The sequence below is a fragment of the Myxococcus qinghaiensis genome, from assembly GCF_024198215.1.
Classification (GTDB): Bacteria; Myxococcota; Myxococcia; order Myxococcales; family Myxococcaceae; genus Myxococcus; species Myxococcus qinghaiensis.
The window spans coordinates 79,463-94,944 of sequence record NZ_JAKCFA010000007.1; the positions used below are offsets into that span (position 1 = coordinate 79,463).

The 15,482-nt window shown below is 68.0% G+C and carries 12 protein-coding genes; 4 read left to right on the forward strand and 8 right to left on the reverse strand.

What is annotated here, in order from left to right; translation table 11 throughout:
* Window positions 1-6: 6 nt before the first annotated feature.
* On the reverse strand, window positions 7-1,521 hold the full coding sequence (gene crtI, locus LZ199_RS14295; protein WP_253994557.1) for a phytoene desaturase family protein: 1,515 nt from the start codon (window positions 1,519-1,521) through the stop codon (window positions 7-9).
* A 172-nt stretch (window positions 1,522-1,693) separates the two neighbouring features.
* Here crtI and LZ199_RS14300 point away from each other — a divergent pair, with 172 nt between their 5' ends.
* On the forward strand, window positions 1,694-7,021 hold the full coding sequence (locus LZ199_RS14300) for a trifunctional serine/threonine-protein kinase/ATP-binding protein/sensor histidine kinase (protein WP_253994240.1): 5,328 nt from the start codon (window positions 1,694-1,696) through the stop codon (window positions 7,019-7,021).
* Between the two features lie 75 nt (window positions 7,022-7,096).
* Here LZ199_RS14300 and clpX read toward each other — a convergent pair whose 3' ends face one another.
* From clpX to LZ199_RS14315, 3 genes are all read right to left on the reverse strand, one after another.
* Window positions 7,097-8,374 carry an ATP-dependent Clp protease ATP-binding subunit ClpX gene (gene clpX, locus LZ199_RS14305; RefSeq protein WP_163864690.1) on the reverse strand — a complete coding sequence of 426 codons (1,278 nt, stop codon included), beginning with the start codon at window positions 8,372-8,374 and terminating at the stop codon, window positions 7,097-7,099.
* A 223-nt stretch (window positions 8,375-8,597) separates the two neighbouring features.
* Window positions 8,598-9,254 carry a hypothetical protein gene (locus LZ199_RS14310; protein ID WP_253994241.1) on the reverse strand — a complete coding sequence of 219 codons (657 nt, stop codon included), beginning with the start codon at window positions 9,252-9,254 and terminating at the stop codon, window positions 8,598-8,600.
* Window positions 9,255-9,281: 27 nt separating this feature from the next.
* Window positions 9,282-10,205 (reverse strand): AgmX/PglI C-terminal domain-containing protein, encoded by a 924-nt coding sequence (locus LZ199_RS14315; RefSeq protein ID WP_253994242.1) that lies wholly within the window; start codon window positions 10,203-10,205, stop codon window positions 9,282-9,284.
* Between the two features lie 44 nt (window positions 10,206-10,249).
* Here LZ199_RS14315 and LZ199_RS14320 point away from each other — a divergent pair, with 44 nt between their 5' ends.
* Entirely contained in the window at window positions 10,250-11,104 is an 855-nt protein-coding gene (locus LZ199_RS14320; RefSeq protein ID WP_253994243.1) for a tRNA pseudouridine synthase A, read from the forward strand.
* A 27-nt stretch (window positions 11,105-11,131) separates the two neighbouring features.
* On the opposite strand, the gene LZ199_RS14325 is transcribed toward LZ199_RS14320, so the two are convergent.
* Window positions 11,132-11,296 carry a ribbon-helix-helix domain-containing protein gene (locus LZ199_RS14325; RefSeq protein WP_141644788.1) on the reverse strand — a complete coding sequence of 55 codons (165 nt, stop codon included), beginning with the start codon at window positions 11,294-11,296 and terminating at the stop codon, window positions 11,132-11,134.
* A 59-nt stretch (window positions 11,297-11,355) separates the two neighbouring features.
* Window positions 11,356-11,865 (reverse strand): hypothetical protein, encoded by a 510-nt coding sequence (locus LZ199_RS14330; RefSeq protein WP_323389642.1) that lies wholly within the window; start codon window positions 11,863-11,865, stop codon window positions 11,356-11,358.
* Between the two features lie 187 nt (window positions 11,866-12,052).
* On the opposite strand from LZ199_RS14330, the gene LZ199_RS14335 reads away from it, so the two are divergent.
* Both LZ199_RS14335 and LZ199_RS14340 read left to right on the forward strand, forming a co-directional pair.
* Window positions 12,053-12,559 carry a hypothetical protein gene (locus LZ199_RS14335; protein ID WP_253994244.1) on the forward strand — a complete coding sequence of 169 codons (507 nt, stop codon included), beginning with the start codon at window positions 12,053-12,055 and terminating at the stop codon, window positions 12,557-12,559.
* Between the two features lie 2 nt (window positions 12,560-12,561).
* Window positions 12,562-13,518: a hypothetical protein gene (locus LZ199_RS14340; protein ID WP_253994245.1), complete on the forward strand. Its 957-nt coding sequence runs from the start codon at window positions 12,562-12,564 to the stop codon at window positions 13,516-13,518.
* Here LZ199_RS14340 and larE read toward each other — a convergent pair.
* Both larE and cysC read right to left on the reverse strand, forming a co-directional pair.
* Window positions 13,515-14,408 carry an ATP-dependent sacrificial sulfur transferase LarE gene (gene larE, locus LZ199_RS14345; RefSeq protein ID WP_253994246.1) on the reverse strand — a complete coding sequence of 298 codons (894 nt, stop codon included), beginning with the start codon at window positions 14,406-14,408 and terminating at the stop codon, window positions 13,515-13,517. The two genes, LZ199_RS14340 and larE, sit on opposite strands and share 4 nt — an antisense overlap.
* A 103-nt stretch (window positions 14,409-14,511) precedes the next feature.
* Window positions 14,512-15,312, reverse strand: a complete 801-nt coding sequence (cysC, locus tag LZ199_RS14350; RefSeq protein ID WP_253994247.1) for an adenylyl-sulfate kinase — start codon at window positions 15,310-15,312, stop codon at window positions 14,512-14,514.
* Window positions 15,313-15,482 lie beyond the last annotated feature (170 nt).

The window sequence follows — 15,482 nt, forward strand, 5'->3', positions numbered from 1 at the left end:
GCGCGCTCAGGCCCCGGCCATGACGGTGTCGACAATCTTCGCGGAGCACAACACGGCGGGCAGCCCGGCCCCTGGATGCGTCCCCGCCCCCACGAGGTAGAGCCGGTCCACGTCCTCGCTCTTGGCCTGGGCCCGGAGGAACGTGGTCTGCATCAGCGTGGGCGCGAAGCTGAACGCGGCGCCCAGGAAGGAGCGCAAGTCATCCCGGAAGTCCTCCGGCGTGAAGACTCGCGACGTCACCAACTCCTGCGCCAATCCGGGCAACACCGTGCGCGACAGCCGGGCCTCCAGCTTGCGACGGAACACTTCCGCCCGAGTCTTCCAACTGGCCCCGTCTCCCAGGTGCGGCACCGGCGCCAGCACGTAGAACGCATCGTGGTCCGGTGGAGCCAGTCCCGCGTCCGTCGCCGTGGGCCGGTGCAGATACAGCAGCGGGTCCTCGGAAGGCAGCCCCGGCCCGGCCAGTCCGGAGAACATGCCCTTGAAGTCGCGACCGAACAGCAGCGTGTGGTGCGCCACCTCCGGATACCGACGCCGCGTTCCGAAGTACCAGAGGAACACGCTCATCGAGTACCGCGCCTGCTGGATGCGCGTGTCCGTCCAGTGACTGCGCACATGCCTGGGCAGCAGATACCGGTACGTCCAGGCCGCGTCCGCGTTGGACACCACGGCCTCGGCGGGAAGCCACGCACCATCCCCGAGCCGCACGCCCGTCGCCTTGCGCCCCTCCACCGTGATTTCCGACACCTCGCTGCCGTAGCGGACCTCGCCGCCCAGCGACTCCAGCAAGGACACCAGTCCCCGCACCAGCGCGCCCGTTCCTCCCACCGGAAAGAACGCACCCCAGCGCCGCTCCACGAACTGGATGGACGTGTACACCGCGCTCGCGGGCGTGAAGGGACTGCCGCCGATGAGCAGCGGATGGAAGCTCAACGCCTGCCGGAGCCGCTCGTCCTTCACGTGACGCGACACCAGGCCGTACATGCTCCGGAACGCCTCATCGCGAACCAGCGCCGGCGTGAAGGGCGCGAGGCTCAGCACGTGCGGCACCGGCGCACTCATCAGCGGACCGATGCCCGCTTCGTACATGCGCTCGACGCGGGCACTGAGCGACAGGTAGCCCGCTTCGTCTCCAGGCGAGAGGCGCCGCACGGCCTCCAACATCGCTTCCTTGTCCGTGTGGTAGTCGAACGTGAAGCCATCCGGAAAGCGCATCCGGTACAGCGGCGTCACCGGCCTGAGCTCCACATGGTCGGCCAGCTTCCGTCCAGCCAGGGCCCACAGCTCCTCGAGCAGGTGCGGACAGGTGATGACCGTGGGCCCGGCGTCGAAGGTGAATCCGTCTTGCTGAAACGCATGGGCCCGACCTCCAGGGCCGTCCCTGCGCTCCAGGACGGTGACGCGCCAGCCTCTCGCGGCCAGTCGAACCGCCGCCGCCAACCCGCCAAAACCACTTCCAATGACGAGGACGCGCCTGCCGTCTCGCCGCGCGTCGGGTTCCACCCTGGCCGAAGGTCGCATCACCGTGGAGGTTCCATGGCACACCCGGGCCGCGCGCTCCACTCCAGCGAGCAGGCAACCCAGCCGGGCGAAGCGACCGGGCGCTGTTGCGAGCGTGGGGGGGCACAGCTAGCCTCCCGCGTCCAAGGCCTCCACGGGGGGGTGCCGCGCCCCTGCGCGCACGGGTTGAGCAATGATTGAGGTTCCTGGCTACCGTAGCGACAGAGCGCTCTCCGCCTCCGGCTCCTTCCAGCTCCTCCGCGCCACCCGCGCCGAGGACGGGGCCCATGTCACCTTGAAGGTCGCGGAGCCCACTCGGCCCCCTTCCCTCACGAACCGCCTCCGCCACGAATTCGAGCTCACCCACGCCCTGCGCCTCGACGGCGTCCTCCACCCCTTGTCCCTGGAGGAGTCGCGCCCCGGCATGTCGGTGATGGTGCTCGAGGGTTTCGGAGAGACGACCCTCGCGCAGCGGCTCGCCTCGGGCCGCATGGAGGCCCGCGCCGGTTGCCGGCTCGCCGTCGCCATCGCCCGCGCGGTGGGCCAGCTCCACGCCGCTGGCATCCTGCACAGGGATTTGCAGCCCGCCTCCGTGCTGCTCAGCGCGGATGGCAACTCCGTGAAGCTGACCGGGCTCACCCTGGCCACGCGCCGCGCTCGCGCCGAGGTCGCGCCAGTCGCTCCCGAGCGCCTGGAGGGCACGCTCGAATACCTGTCGCCCGAGGGCACTGGACGCACCCACCGCAGCGTCGACTCGCGCAGCGACTTCTACTCGCTGGGCGTCATGCTGTTCGAGCTGTTCACGGGCCGTCGGCCCTTCGCGGACACCGATGCGCTGGGGCTCATCCACGCGCACGTGGCGTTGCCGCCGCCCGCTCCGCATGACCTCGCCCCGGAGCTCCCGCGTCCCCTCTCCGCCCTCGTCCTCAAGCTGCTCGCGAAGTCTCCCGAGGACCGCTACCAGAGCGCGTACGGTCTGGTGGCCGACCTTCAGCGCTGCCTCGATGCGATGGAGGAGTCGACGGGCTCGGTGCCCGACTTCGAGCTGGGCACGAAGGACGTGCCCGAGCGCTTCGCCGCGCCCGAGAAGCTCTATGGCCGCGAGCCGCAGCAAGCCGAGCTGAGGGCCGCCTTCGAGCGCGCCGCGTCCGGTCGCTCCGGCTTCGTGCTGCTCACCGGTGCGGCCGGCATGGGCAAGTCCGCGCTCACCGGCACGCTCAAGCGTCCCGTGTCCGCGAAGCACGGCCTGTTCGTGCGGGGCAAGTACGACCAGCTCCTCCGCGACACGCCCTACAGCGGCATCTTCGAAGCCTTTCGCGAGGTGGCGCGGAGCCTGCTCGGCGAGGAGCGACTGGAAGACTGGCGCGCGCGCCTGCTGGAGGCCCTGGGCGGCATGGGGCGGCTGATTGTGGACGCGGTACCGCGCATGGCGCTGGTGCTGGGCGAGCAACCTCCCGTCGCCGAGCTGGGCCCCGCTGAATCCGAGCTTCGCTTCCAGCTCGTGCTGCGCAAGCTGGTGGGGGTGCTCGCGACGGAGGAGCACCCGCTCGTCATCGTGCTGGATGACCTCCAGTGGGCCGACAGCGCCAGCCTCCAGTTGCTGCGCCTGCTCTTGTCGGACCGGGGACTCAGTCACCTGCTCGTTGTCGGCGCCTGCCGTTCAGAGGAGCTGGGCCCCGAGCACCCCGTGGTGGCACTCAAGCAGGCCCTGCACGACGCGGGCACGCCGGTGCAGCGCATCGACCTGGAGCCACTGTCCCCCGAGCAGATCACCCAGCTCGTGGCCGACGTCTTCCCCGCGGCGGCGGGCCAGCCGGACACGCAGCTCGACGCGGTGGTACTCTCGTTGACGGAGGGCAATCCGTTCTTCGCCGTGCAGCTCCTGCGCGCCTTCTATGAGCGCGGACTGGTGCGCTTCGACGCGGAGGGCGGCGGGTTCCGCTGGGATGGCGGAGCGCTGCGCGGTCAGGACTTCAGCGACGGCGTGGTGGCGCTGCTCACCGCGCGGATTCGCGAACTGAGCCCTGGCGCCCAGGCCCTGCTGCCCATCGCGGCGGCCCTCGGCCACACCTTCACGCTGCGCAACCTCGCGGTGGTGCTGGAGCGCTCGCCCGAGCAGGCGGAGGAGGCCCTGGACGAAGTGCTCCAGGCGGGCCTGGTGGCACCGGTGGGTGAGCGGCTCGCGGACACCGAGAGCGGCGACAGCTTCCAGTTCGCGCATGACCGCGTCCAGCAGGCCGCGCTGGAGCTGACGCCCGTCAGTGAGCATCCGGAGGTCCACGCGCGCATCGGCCGCCTGCTGCTGCGGCACACGCCGCCCGAGATGCTGGACGAGCAGCTCGCGGACATCGTCACCCACTTCCACCTCGCCCTGCCCGTCCTGAAGGACGCGGAGGAGCGCCACCGCGTGGCGGAGCTGGACCTGCGCGCGGGACGTGGCGCCAAGTCACGCGGTGCTTGGGCCGCGGCGCTGCGGCTGCTGACGACGGGACGACAGCTCCTCGGGGACGAGGGCTGGAAGTGGGACCGCTCGCTCGCGTTCGATTTGCACGTCGAGGCGGCCGAGGCGGCGTACCTCGCGGCGGACTTCGAGCAGATGGAGCGACTGGCCAGCACGGCGCTGGCCCACGCGGCGGACCGACTCGAGCAGGTCCGCGTTCATCTGGTGCGGCTGCAGTGTCACTCGCACCGGGGCGAGCACGAGCGCGCGGTGGACCTGGGGCTGAAAGTCCTGGGGACGCTGGGGCAGCACCTCCCCGCGAAGCCCAAGCAGGCGCACGTCCTGGCCGCCGTGGCGAAGACGAAGATGTACCTGGGCCTGCGCAAGCCCGAGGATTTGGAGTCGCTGCCGGAGCTGACGGACCCGCTGCTGCTCGCCACGCTCCGGGTGATGATGAAGCTGGCCACGGCCGCGTTCATGGCCCGGCCGCTGCTGTTCCCGCTCGTCGTGCTGCGCAACCTGCAGATCTCCATCCGTCACGGCGCCACGGGCACCGCGGCCTTCGGCTACGTGGGCTACGGCCTGATGCTCAGCGTCCACCTGGGCAACCCCGAAGAGGGGTATCGCTATGGGCGGTTGGCGCTGAAGACGTTGGACCGCTTCGGCGCGGAGAGCCTGCGGTCGATGGTCCACTTCGTCTTCAACCTCTTCATCCGTCACTGGAAGGAGCCGTTGTCGCCGTGCATCGACGACTTCTTCGCGGGCGCGGGCAAGGGCCAGGAGACGGGAGACATCGAGTACTTCGCGTACAACGCGAGCGCGGGCTGCGCCGTGTCGCTCATCGCGCGGGACGGACTGGCGGAGCACGGTCCACGCGTCGACCGCTTCATGGATGCGCTCGCGTCGCACCGGCACCAGAACGTGCCCTTCCTCCAGTACACGAGGCACACGCTCGACGTGCTCACGGGCGCCTTCACGGGGGACGTGGAAGCGCGTGAGCGGGACATCGTCGCGCCGTATCACCAGCTCGGGTACGCCAATGGCATCGCCACCTGCGACGTCATGCGCACCATGCGGCGCTGGCTGTGGGGTGATGCGCGCGGTGCGCTGGAGAGCGCCGCCGCGGTGGACGCCCGCGTGGAGTTGATCGCCGGGCAGATGTACCTGCCCTGGTACAAGTTCTTCCAGGGCCTGGCGCTCCTCCAACTGCATCCCTCGCGAGGGCCGGTGGAGCGAATCCGCTCGTCGCGCTCCATCGAGGCTTTGCGCAAGCAGATGCGCGGCTGGGCCCGCATCGCCCCGATGAACTACGGCGCGCGCGCGGAGCTGCTGGACGCGGAGCGCGCACGCGTGGACGGACGCGCGGAGATTGCCGCGGATGGATATGACCGGGCCATCCGGCTGGCGCGCGAGCACGGGCTGTCGCTCGATGAGGGCGTGGCCTGCGAGCGGGCCGCTCACTTCCACCTGTCCACGGGCCGCGAGCGGGTGGCCCGCTCGTATCTGGAAGAGGCCCGGAGCGCGTATCTGCGCTGGGGCGCGCGGGCGCTCGTCTCGCGACTGGAGCGTGAGCATCCGCGCCTGTTGACCTCCGCCGCGCCGGAGCCGGTGAGGACCGAGGAGTCCGGGGGCACTCCGCTGGCCGCGCTGGACTTGGAGTCCGTGCTCAAGACGGCACGCGCGCTGTCCGGCGAAATCGTCCTGGACAAGCTGTTGCGCAAGTTGATGACGCTGCTCATCGAGAACGCGGGCGCGCGGCGCGGCTTCCTCATCCTCAAGAAGCCCGAGGGCCTCTTCATCGAAGCGGAGGGCTCCGTGGACGGAGCCCGGGTGCTGCAAGGCCAGGCCGTGTCAGTGGAGTCCTCCACGGCGCTGCCGGCCTCCATCGTCCACTACGTCGTCCGCACGGGCGAGACGGTGCTCCTGGATGACGCCACGGCGGAGGAGCCCTTCTCCGAGGACCCCTACGTCCGCGAGGCGAGGCCGAAGTCCGTGCTGTGCAGCCCGCTGCTGAAGCAGGGCTCGCTCACCGGCGTGCTGTACCTGGAGAACGACGCGACGCGAGGCGCCTTCACGCCCGAGCGACTGGAGGTCTTGCGTCTGTTGTCCTTCCAGGCCGCCATCTCCCTGGAGAACGCCGGCCTGTACGCGAGCCTGGAGGAGTACAGCCACACGCTGGAGCGGCGCGTGGAGGAGCGCACCGCGGAACTGCAGAGCAAGAACGTGGAGCTGGCGGGCACGCTCAGCCGCATCCAGGAGATGCAGCGGCAACTGGTGGCCCAGGAGAAGCTGGCCTCCCTGGGCTCACTCACCGCGGGCATCGCCCACGAGCTGCAGAACCCGCTCAACTTCGTGAACAACTTCTCGGAGCTGTCCGCGAAGCTGGCGGACGAGCTGGACTCCACGCTGCGCGGAATGGCTGACAAGTTCGACGCCGCCATGGCGGAGGACGTGCTGGAGACGCTGGAGGACCTGAAGCAGAACTCCAAGCGCATCCAGTCCCATGGGCGGCGCGCGTCCAACATCATCAAGACGATGCTGCGGCACTCGCGGCGCTCGGAGGGTTCGCGCAGCCGCGCGGACCTGAACATGTTGATTCGCGACAGCGTCAACCTGGCCGTGCAGGGGCTGCGAGCCCGGCAGGGCGCCGCCACGGTCGAGACGGACACGGAGCTGGACGCCTCCGTGGGCAACGTGGAGGTGGTGGCCGGCGACATCAGCCGCCTGCTCATCAACATCCTCGACAACGCCTTCTACGCCACGGTGCAGAAGCAGCAGAAGGCCGACGCGGGCTTCGTCCCACGCGTGCGGGTCTCCACCCGCCGCCAGGGTGACCGCGTGGAGCTGCGCGTGCGCGACAACGGGCCGGGCATTCCGCTGGAGATTCGCGAGAAGCTGTTCGACCCGTTCTTCACCACCAAGCCCGCCGGCTCCGGCACGGGCCTGGGCCTGTCGCTCTGCCATGACATCGTCCAGGAGCACCAGGGCGAGATTCGGGTGGAGAGCGTCCTGGGCGAGTCCACCGAGTTCATCGTCTCCATCCCCGCGTCTCTTTCGAGCAGTGCCGCCACCGTCGACTGACGCCGGACATGAGAAGGCCCCTCGTTCCACACGGGAAGGAGGGGCCTTGAACCACGGACGAAGAAGCGAGGACGGCTAGGCCGTCTTCTTCTCCTTCTCCATGACGAGCTGGGGTGCCTCGTGACGGGTGATGACCGTCTCGGTGATCTTGCACTCCTTGACGCCCTCTCGGAACGGCACGTCGTACATGATCTCCAGCATCGCGTCCTCGAGGATGGCGCGCAGGCCACGCGCTCCGGAGTGACGGCGCATCGCCTCGCGAGCGATGGCGCGCAGCGCCTCCTTCGTGAAGGTCAGCTTCACCTTCTCCATCTCGAAGAGCTTCTGGTATTGCTTCACCAGCGCGTTCTTCGGCTGGGCGAGGATGGTGACCAGGTCCTCTTCCTTCAAATCATTCAGCGTGGCGATCATCGGCAGACGACCGATGAACTCGGGAATCATCCCGAACTTCATCAAATCTTCCGGCTCCGTCAGCGCCAGCAGCTCGCCCACGCTGCGGTCCTCGCGGTGGGAGATTCGCGCCCCGAAGCCCAGGCCCTTCTCGCCCACGCGGCGCTTGATGACGCCGTCGATGCCGTGGAACGCGCCGCCGCAGATGAACAGGATGTTCGTCGTGTCGACCTGCACGTACTCCTGCTGGTTGTACTTCTTGCCACCCCTCGGGGTGACGTTGGCGCGCGTGCCCTCGATGATCTTCAAGAGCGCCTGCTGCACGCCTTCACCGCCCACGTCGCGGGTCGCGCTGGGCATGTCGCCCTTGCGCGCGATCTTGTCGATTTCGTCGATGTAGACGATGCCGCGAGCCGCCTTCTCCACGTCGTAGTCGGCGTTGTGGAGCAGGTTCTGGATGATGTTCTCCACGTCCTCACCGACGTAGCCCGCCTCGGTGAGGCTGGTGGCATCCGCGATGGTGAACGGGACGTTGAGGAAGCGTGCCAGCGACTGGGCCAGCAGCGTCTTGCCGCTGCCCGTGGGGCCGATGAGCAGGATGTTGCTCTTGCTCAGCTCCACCTCCTCGCCCGACGGACCCTTCACGCCCGGGCGCGGCCTGGCCGCTGGCTTCTTCTGGTAGATGCGCTTGTAGTGGTTGTACACCGCTACAGCGAGTACCTTTTTGGCCTGGTCCTGCCCGATGACGTACTCATCGAGGAACGCCTTGATTTCAGAGGGCGTTGGCAGACTGACCTGAGGCTTGCCTTCTTCACGCTCGTTCTCATCCGCGATGATGTCGTTGCAGAGCTTGATGCACTCATCGCAGATGTAGACCGTAGGTCCCGCAATCAGCTTGCGGACCTCGCGCTGCGATTTTCCGCAGAACGAGCAGGACAGGTTGACGTGGTGCTCCTTCTTCACTGCCGCCTCCGAGTTCGCCGACCCCGGATCCCCCGGAGCCACTTCGCCGTCCACCGCTCCCCTACCCAAACGGCCTGCCCACGTCTCGAACAGCCGCCAGGCCCCACCTACATGGGGCCCACAACCACTATAGGGCCCTCCCCCCTGGGCAGGAAGCCCAACGGTGCGGGCCCGTTACGGAGCGTACAGCGTCCGCGACGGGTGAGCGTTCAGTAACAGTGGGTCAGGCGTCCGTCACGCCCGAGGCGAGCTCTTCGACGTCATCCGCCAGGGCGGCTGCCCGCTCGGCGACAGCATTCGGAATCTTGCGGCACCCCGCCAGCTCGCTCGCGAGCTTCCGGGCCATCGACGCCAGCTTCCTCACCTGGAGGCTCTCGGGCGGCGGCTCGGGCGGAGGACGGGGGAAGCGCTCGGTGAACTCCTTCTTCAGCTCCGTCGGCGACTTCTCCGGGCTCCAGATGCTGTCACGTAGGGATTTGTATTCAGTGGGAGACAACTGGCCCCGTTCCTCGGCGTCGGCCAGCACTTCAATCACTTCGAAGGCAGGGGCCTTTTCGGGGAACTCCTGCGCCCGCAGCTCCTCCTCGGGCTCATGCTTGGCCAGGAAGCTGAAGGAGCGGGTCAGCTTGAGGGCCGTCTGCTTCTTGATGTGCAGTTCCTTGAGGCAGTAGGCCTCGAAGGTGGGGTGGCCCCACTCCTCGAACTTCGCCTCGTCCCGGACCGTCACGAGCAACTTCCCCAGCTCGGCCCAGGTGGACTTGAAGCGCTTGGCGGCCATCAGCACGGTGTGACGGAAGGTCCCCGGCGGAACGCTCAGCGCTTTCTTCGCGATTTCGGTCTCTGCAACGGATGCGGCGGACATGGCCCCGGTATGGGGCATGCCCGGGAGGTGGGCAAGAAAGTGGCCCTAGCCCTTCCTGCCGATATTGAATGAGAGCCCCACCGTCGCCCGCTCTCCGTCGTACGCCCGGAACGGCCACTTCTGCAGCTCCACGAAGAGGCAGTCGTAGAGTGGACCTTTCTTGAACTGGGGGTTGTCCACCCACAGCTTGTTGACCTTGCCGTCGTTGCCGATGACGAACTCCAGGGGGATTTTCGCGGCCAGCCCGGGGCTGCGCTCGGCCTCCTCCTTGAAGCACTTGAAGAGCGTGGACTTGTTGCCCGCGACGATGCGGTTGATGGCGCTCTGGTCGAACTGCTGGGCGACCTCCATGCCCTCGGCGTCCGTATTCACGCTCCCCGAGGGACGCGGCGGCTTTCGGTCCTCCGTACGGGAGGCGGAGGCCACGGCCGTGGGCTTGCTCGTCCCCGTGGCCGGCTTCGTCGTGCCGGTGTCGGCGGGCCTGTTCGGCCGGGCGGTGCCCTGCGTGGGGTACTCGAAGAGTTCCTCGTCGTCCTGACGCGCCTGCGCCACGCGGATGACGGGGGCCTCCATCTCGATGCCCTCGAATTCGTCCTCGCCGAACCAGCCGTGCACCGCGGCGTTGCGCGCCAGGAACAGGCCCGCGGTTCCGAGCACCAGGGCCAGCGCGCCCGCGACGCCGCCGAGCACCATGACGCGCTTGTGGTTCTTCTCCCGCTCCACCTGGACGGCCGCGTCCACGCGCACCCGCGCCTCGGAGAGCGCGACATGCACCTTGAAGGGCTCCACCTCCTTCATGGGGTGGAAGTCCCGCTCGCCGGCCAGGGCCAGGGGGGAATCGGGCGTGAGTTCACCCGTCTTGAGCTTCTCGACAATCTGGGAGCCGCTCACCGGTCCGAGGACCAGGTCTCCATGTCGGAAGAGCCACTGCCCATCCACGTCCGCCGCGAGTTCTTGTCCAGCCGCCATTTCGCGCGCGATTATCCCGTGTTACCCCGCGCCCTCGCAACGCCGTGCTTTCTTCGACCTCCAAGCGGATTCCCGTCGCACTGTGGATCTGGTACCGCGGCGGAAACTTCCGCGGCTTCCAGCGCCAGCCGGAGGGCCCCACCGTCCAGGAGGCCCTGGAGGGGGCGCTGCGCTCGGTGGGGGTGCCCGCGACGGTGATGCCCTCGGGGCGGACGGACCGGGGAGTCCATGCCCGCATGCAGGTGGTGAGCGTCCGGCTGGAGGCGGGAGATTCTCCGGAGTCGCTCGCGCAGCGGTTGCCCGCGCACTTGTCGCCAGGGCTCGGCCTGTGCCTGGTGCGCCGCCCCGGCTCCTTCCATGCCCAGTGGAGCGCGAGCGGCAAGGGGTACCGATATCGGATGCGGCTGGGCGGCGGCGCGCCGGAGCCGGAGTGGGCGCCCTACTCGCTCGACGTGGCGGGCGAGGTGGGGCTCCACGGGCAAGGCGCGACGGTGAAACCCGAGCGTGTGGCGGAGCTGCTCGCCATGGCCGCGGGCACGCGGGACTTCATCGCGTTCCATGAGAAGTCCAGCCCCCGCAAGCCGCGCACGCTGGAGTCCGCCACCCTGCACGAGCGAGGCGGTGGGCTCTATGAAGCGAGGCTCGTTGGGGACGGCTTTGCCCGCTACCAGGTGCGCTACGTGGTGGGTGGCGCGCTGAAGGTGGCGGCGGGGCTGCTGCCAGAAGAGGCCTGGCTCGCGGCGCTGGAGACAGGGGCGGCCATGGAGGGCTTCAAGGCGCCCGCTCACGGCCTGATGCTCTGGGAGGTCCGCTACCCTCCGGGAGTGGATCCCTTCACCGCCCCGGAGCGTCTCCACCCTCCAGGGCTGCCGCTGGAGCCACCCTTCCTGCCCGGGTGACGCGCGGCGGATCAACGCTTCACTGCTTCAGTCGACGAGACGCTCTTCGTACTTCGCCAGCAGATCCGAGATGGCCTCCCGGAGGTACTCGCTCTGACGGATACGGGTGGTCCGCGACAGCTCCTTCAGAGCGTCGAGCTTCTCGCGATTGAGCCGGAAAACCACCGAAGTGAGACGGGGATTCATGTCCAAGTGCGCAACCTCCTACAGATGCGCACACCATCTCACAGCCCTTTTTGATCGCAAGATTTTCACTCGGATCCGCCTACCGGGAAGATCCACTGCAGCCCGGTGAAGCCCTCGGCATCGGCGCGGAGGCCGGATCCGAACCCGAGCGTGAGCCCGAGTCCCCCGTACACCGCGAACCGCTCCGAGAAGGTGTGTCGCAGGCCGAAAGCTACGCGAGGCCCCACCCACGGCCCAGAAAACGGCCGCACGACGGCGCCGAGATCCACGAAGGACTGCCACGACTCGTCCCCGAAGAAGCTGCGGAAGCCCCCCACCAGGGAGAGATCCGGCTCCCGGAGGCTGCCGCGGATCACCACGAAGACCTCGTCCCCGTCGTGGCCCACCGTGAGGGAGGCCCCCACGTCGAGCAGTGCATCCAGCCCCTGCACCGCCTCCCCGTCCCCGTCGTTGATCAGCTCCGTGTACGAGGCCCCCGGTCCGAGGATCAGCGAGAAGGCGCGCCGGTCCTGGTACGGAGAGTCGACGTACTCGGCGGCCGGTGAGGTGCTCGGAAGGAGCATGGTGATCAGCACGGCGGTGCTCCCCCAGGCGCACGTCAGTCCCGAGAGCCCTCTCCACGTCACTGTGCGGTCGCGAGCCATTTTGCGATAGGGGTTCTACCAGCCCCGAGGCTCACGCGGATTCGACACGCGACACCCCACCCGTTTGCCCGGGCCCATCCGTACTCCTACGGTCAACACCCTGCTGGAGACCATGTCCATGAAGAATTCAAGCCTGCGCGCATTGCTGCTCGCCCTGCTCGTCGCGGCCTGCGGCGGGACGTCCGACCCGGGATTGACGGGCGGTTCCGACTTCGAGGGCGTCATCCAGGTGCCGTTGCTCTCCACGGGGGCGGATGGGCAGACGTTCCGCTTGGTGGGCGCGACGTTCAACATCATCGGACCGATGAACCACACCATCACCGACACGTCCGCAGACACGGTGGCCGTGCAGCTTCCAGGGGGTGGGTACACCATCCAACTCCAGGGCGAGTGGCACATCGAGCGCGTCGACGCCCCCGGTCAGGCGATTGCCGCGACGCTCATCTCCCCCAACCCCCTGGGCTTCACGGTTTCAGATGGCAAGTCGGTCACGGTGCGCTTCCTGTTCAAGATACCCACCGAGGGCTTCACGGACACGGACTTCATGGGCCCGTCGCCGTCTTCCAGCCCCGGAGTCCAGTCGGAGTCAGTTTCCCAGAGCAACACCGCCGCACGGAGCGCCTGACCATGAAGACCTCAAGCCTTGGCACACTCGCGCTCGCACTGCTCGTCATCGCGTGCGGGAGTCCCTCCGAGCCTCCCAGTGAGTACGAGCCGGGAAAAGGCGCTGTCCAGTTCCCGCTGGTGACGACCAGCCCGGAGGGGAAGACCTACCGGCTGGTAGGGGCCACCTTCGAAATCACCGGGACGGAGAACCGGTCCCTCACTGACACCGGCGAGGACACGCTCTCCATCCAACTTCCGATGGCCATGTACAACGTCGAAATCAAGGGCGACTACCACCTCGAGGAGTTGACGCCCAACGCACCTGGGAAGCGCGTCCGGTCGACGCTGACCTCTCCCAAATCCGTGCGTGTCGCGGTCATCGAGAATCGGTCGACCACGGTGCAATTTCTCTTCAGGGTATTGGAACCTGGCACCGCGGAGGTTGGCTTCAGCGTGGACAAGGGTGGGTGGCTCATCGGACAGATGGAGTTCACCAAAGTGCACGTCGGTGGCCGGCCCTGCTCCTGCACCTATATGGAAGGCCAGAGCAGGCCCTTCGCCTTCGGCTTCGAATCCGTGACGCTGACTCGGCTTGCACCTGGGCCAGATGGGACTCTCAACCTCGAAGTCACCACGGGTCCCCTGACGGCTCAGTTCGGGGGGGACTATCTCGAACCCCTGCACTACAACGTAGGCGGCGGGCTCTCAGGGCACACCATGACATTCAGGCTGTCCGCACAGCCCGACAGCCATTCGGTGTCCCTCGCAGGACTCATCGCCAATTCAAGCTTCGGCTTCAGGGCAGGCCCCGTCAGCCCAGCCTTCACTGGCTCAGTGGACAGCCAGGGGTACCCCACCCCTCAAGCGTTCCAGTTCGATACGACCGTCGAGCTCGGAGCCCTCGGTTGGACCCCGACCTCCTACAACAGCAAGGTCGAGGGCCGGATGGTCGGCACCGGCTTCATCCCGAAGCCCTAGCTCACGACGGGCAGCGCGAAGCCCCTGGACTCTGGGGTCACGGGCTTCGTCACGCCAGCAGCCTCGTTCAGGCGGCCGGAGCGGAACGGCTCCAGATCCAACGACACGAACTTGAACCCCAGCGCGAGGAACGCCGTGTTGATCCGCTGGCGCACGTCCGCGACGAGGAACCGCTCGTACTCCTCGGCGGCCACCTCCAGCCGCGCCACCTCGCCGTGGTAGCGCACGCGGAACTGCCGGAAGCCCAGCTTGCGCAGCTCCGACTCGGCCGCGGCGATCTGCAGCAGCCTGTCCCGCGTCACCGCCGTGCCGTACGGAATCCGCGACGCCAGGCACGCCATCTGCGGCTTGTCCCACGTGGGCAGCCCCAGCGACTGGCTCCAGGCGCGAATCTCCTCCTTCGTCAGCCCGGCATCCGCCAGGGGAGAGCGCACCGCGTGCTCACGCGCCGCCTTGTGCCCCGGCCGGTGGTCCTTGAAGTCGTCCGCGTTGAAGCCGTCCACCACCACCGCCAGGCCCAGCTCCATCCGCTTCGCCTCGCAGATGTCGTACAGCTCCGTCTTGCAGAAGTAGCAGCGGTTGGTGGGATTGGCCGCGTACTGCGGGTTGGCCAGCTCGTTGCTGCCCAGGACGACGTGCCGGGCCCCCATCTTCTCCGCCAGCTCCCGGGCCTCCTGCGCCTCCTCCGGGGCCACCGAAGCCGACAGCGCCGTGAGCGCCAGGGCCCGCTCCCCCAGCTCCTCCACCGCCACCTTCAGGACGAACGTCGAGTCCACGCCGCCGGAGAACGCCACCAGCGCACTGCCATGGGCCCGCAGCGCGGCGCGCATGGCCTCCAGCTTGGGACGCGACGACTCACACAGGGCCTGGATTCGCTCGGGGCTCAGCATGGGGCACTCCTAAAACGGAAGGGCCCCGGATTGCACGCGCATCGCGCGGCAACCTGGAGCCCTTTGACGTGAGGTGGAACAAGGGCCGTGTCCGGCCCCCTGCTCAGCGGGCCTTGCTCTTCGAGGACTTCTTCCCCGCGGGAGCCGGCTTGGCGACCCGGGCGGCGCGCGTGGCGGGACGCGACTTCGCGCCCTTGTCCGCCTTGTCGGCCTTGGCCGGCTTCACCTTGGCGGCCACCTTCGGCTCCTCCGCCCGACGGGCCTTGGCGCCGTTGCCCTTCTCGGGCTTCTCCGCCTTCTCGGCCCGCTCACCCTTGGCCGGCAGCGGGTTGGCCTTCATCTTCTTGCCAGTGATGATCTTCAGCTCCTCGGTGGTCATGTAGCCGAGGTCCAGGAGCGACTGGAAGATCTTCGCGGCGCCGTCCTCCACCGACTCCACGTCGGAGTGGATGGTGACCTCCGGAGAGTTGGGCGGCTCGTACGGCTCGGTGATGCCGATGAAGTTGGGGATCTCCCCGTTGAGCGCCTTCTTGTAGCGGCCCGTGCTGTCGCGCTCGATGAGCTTCTCCGTGGGGCAGTCGACGTAGACCTCCACGTAGCGGCCGATGGCGCGGCGGTTCTCCTCGCGCTTCCCCTTGTAGGGGCTCACGCAGGGCACCAGGGCGGCGACACCATTGCGCGTCAGGACGTTCGCCACGAAGCCGAGCCGACCGGCGATCGTGTTGCGCTCATCCTTCGAATCACCCAACCCCGCCCACAGTTCGTCGGCGAGCTCACCCTCGTCGAGGATCTCCACATTGCGGCCGACCTGTCGGAGCCGCGCCGCGATGTAGGCGGCAGTGGTGCTCTTACCGGTACCGGACATGCCGGTCAGCCAGAGGGTGAATCCAGTGTTGGAGGCCATAAGGGTTTTCAACTCCCATGCGTCCGGAGCGCTTCTTGCACGCCGCGGTGGACGCCGCAGATCCAGAAGATGGACGACGTTATAGACGAAAACCCACGCACTTGACAATTCAGGCGCACCTTTCCGCAGGTAGGGGTGACAGGCAGTCAAGTGCTTGGGCCTACTGGGCT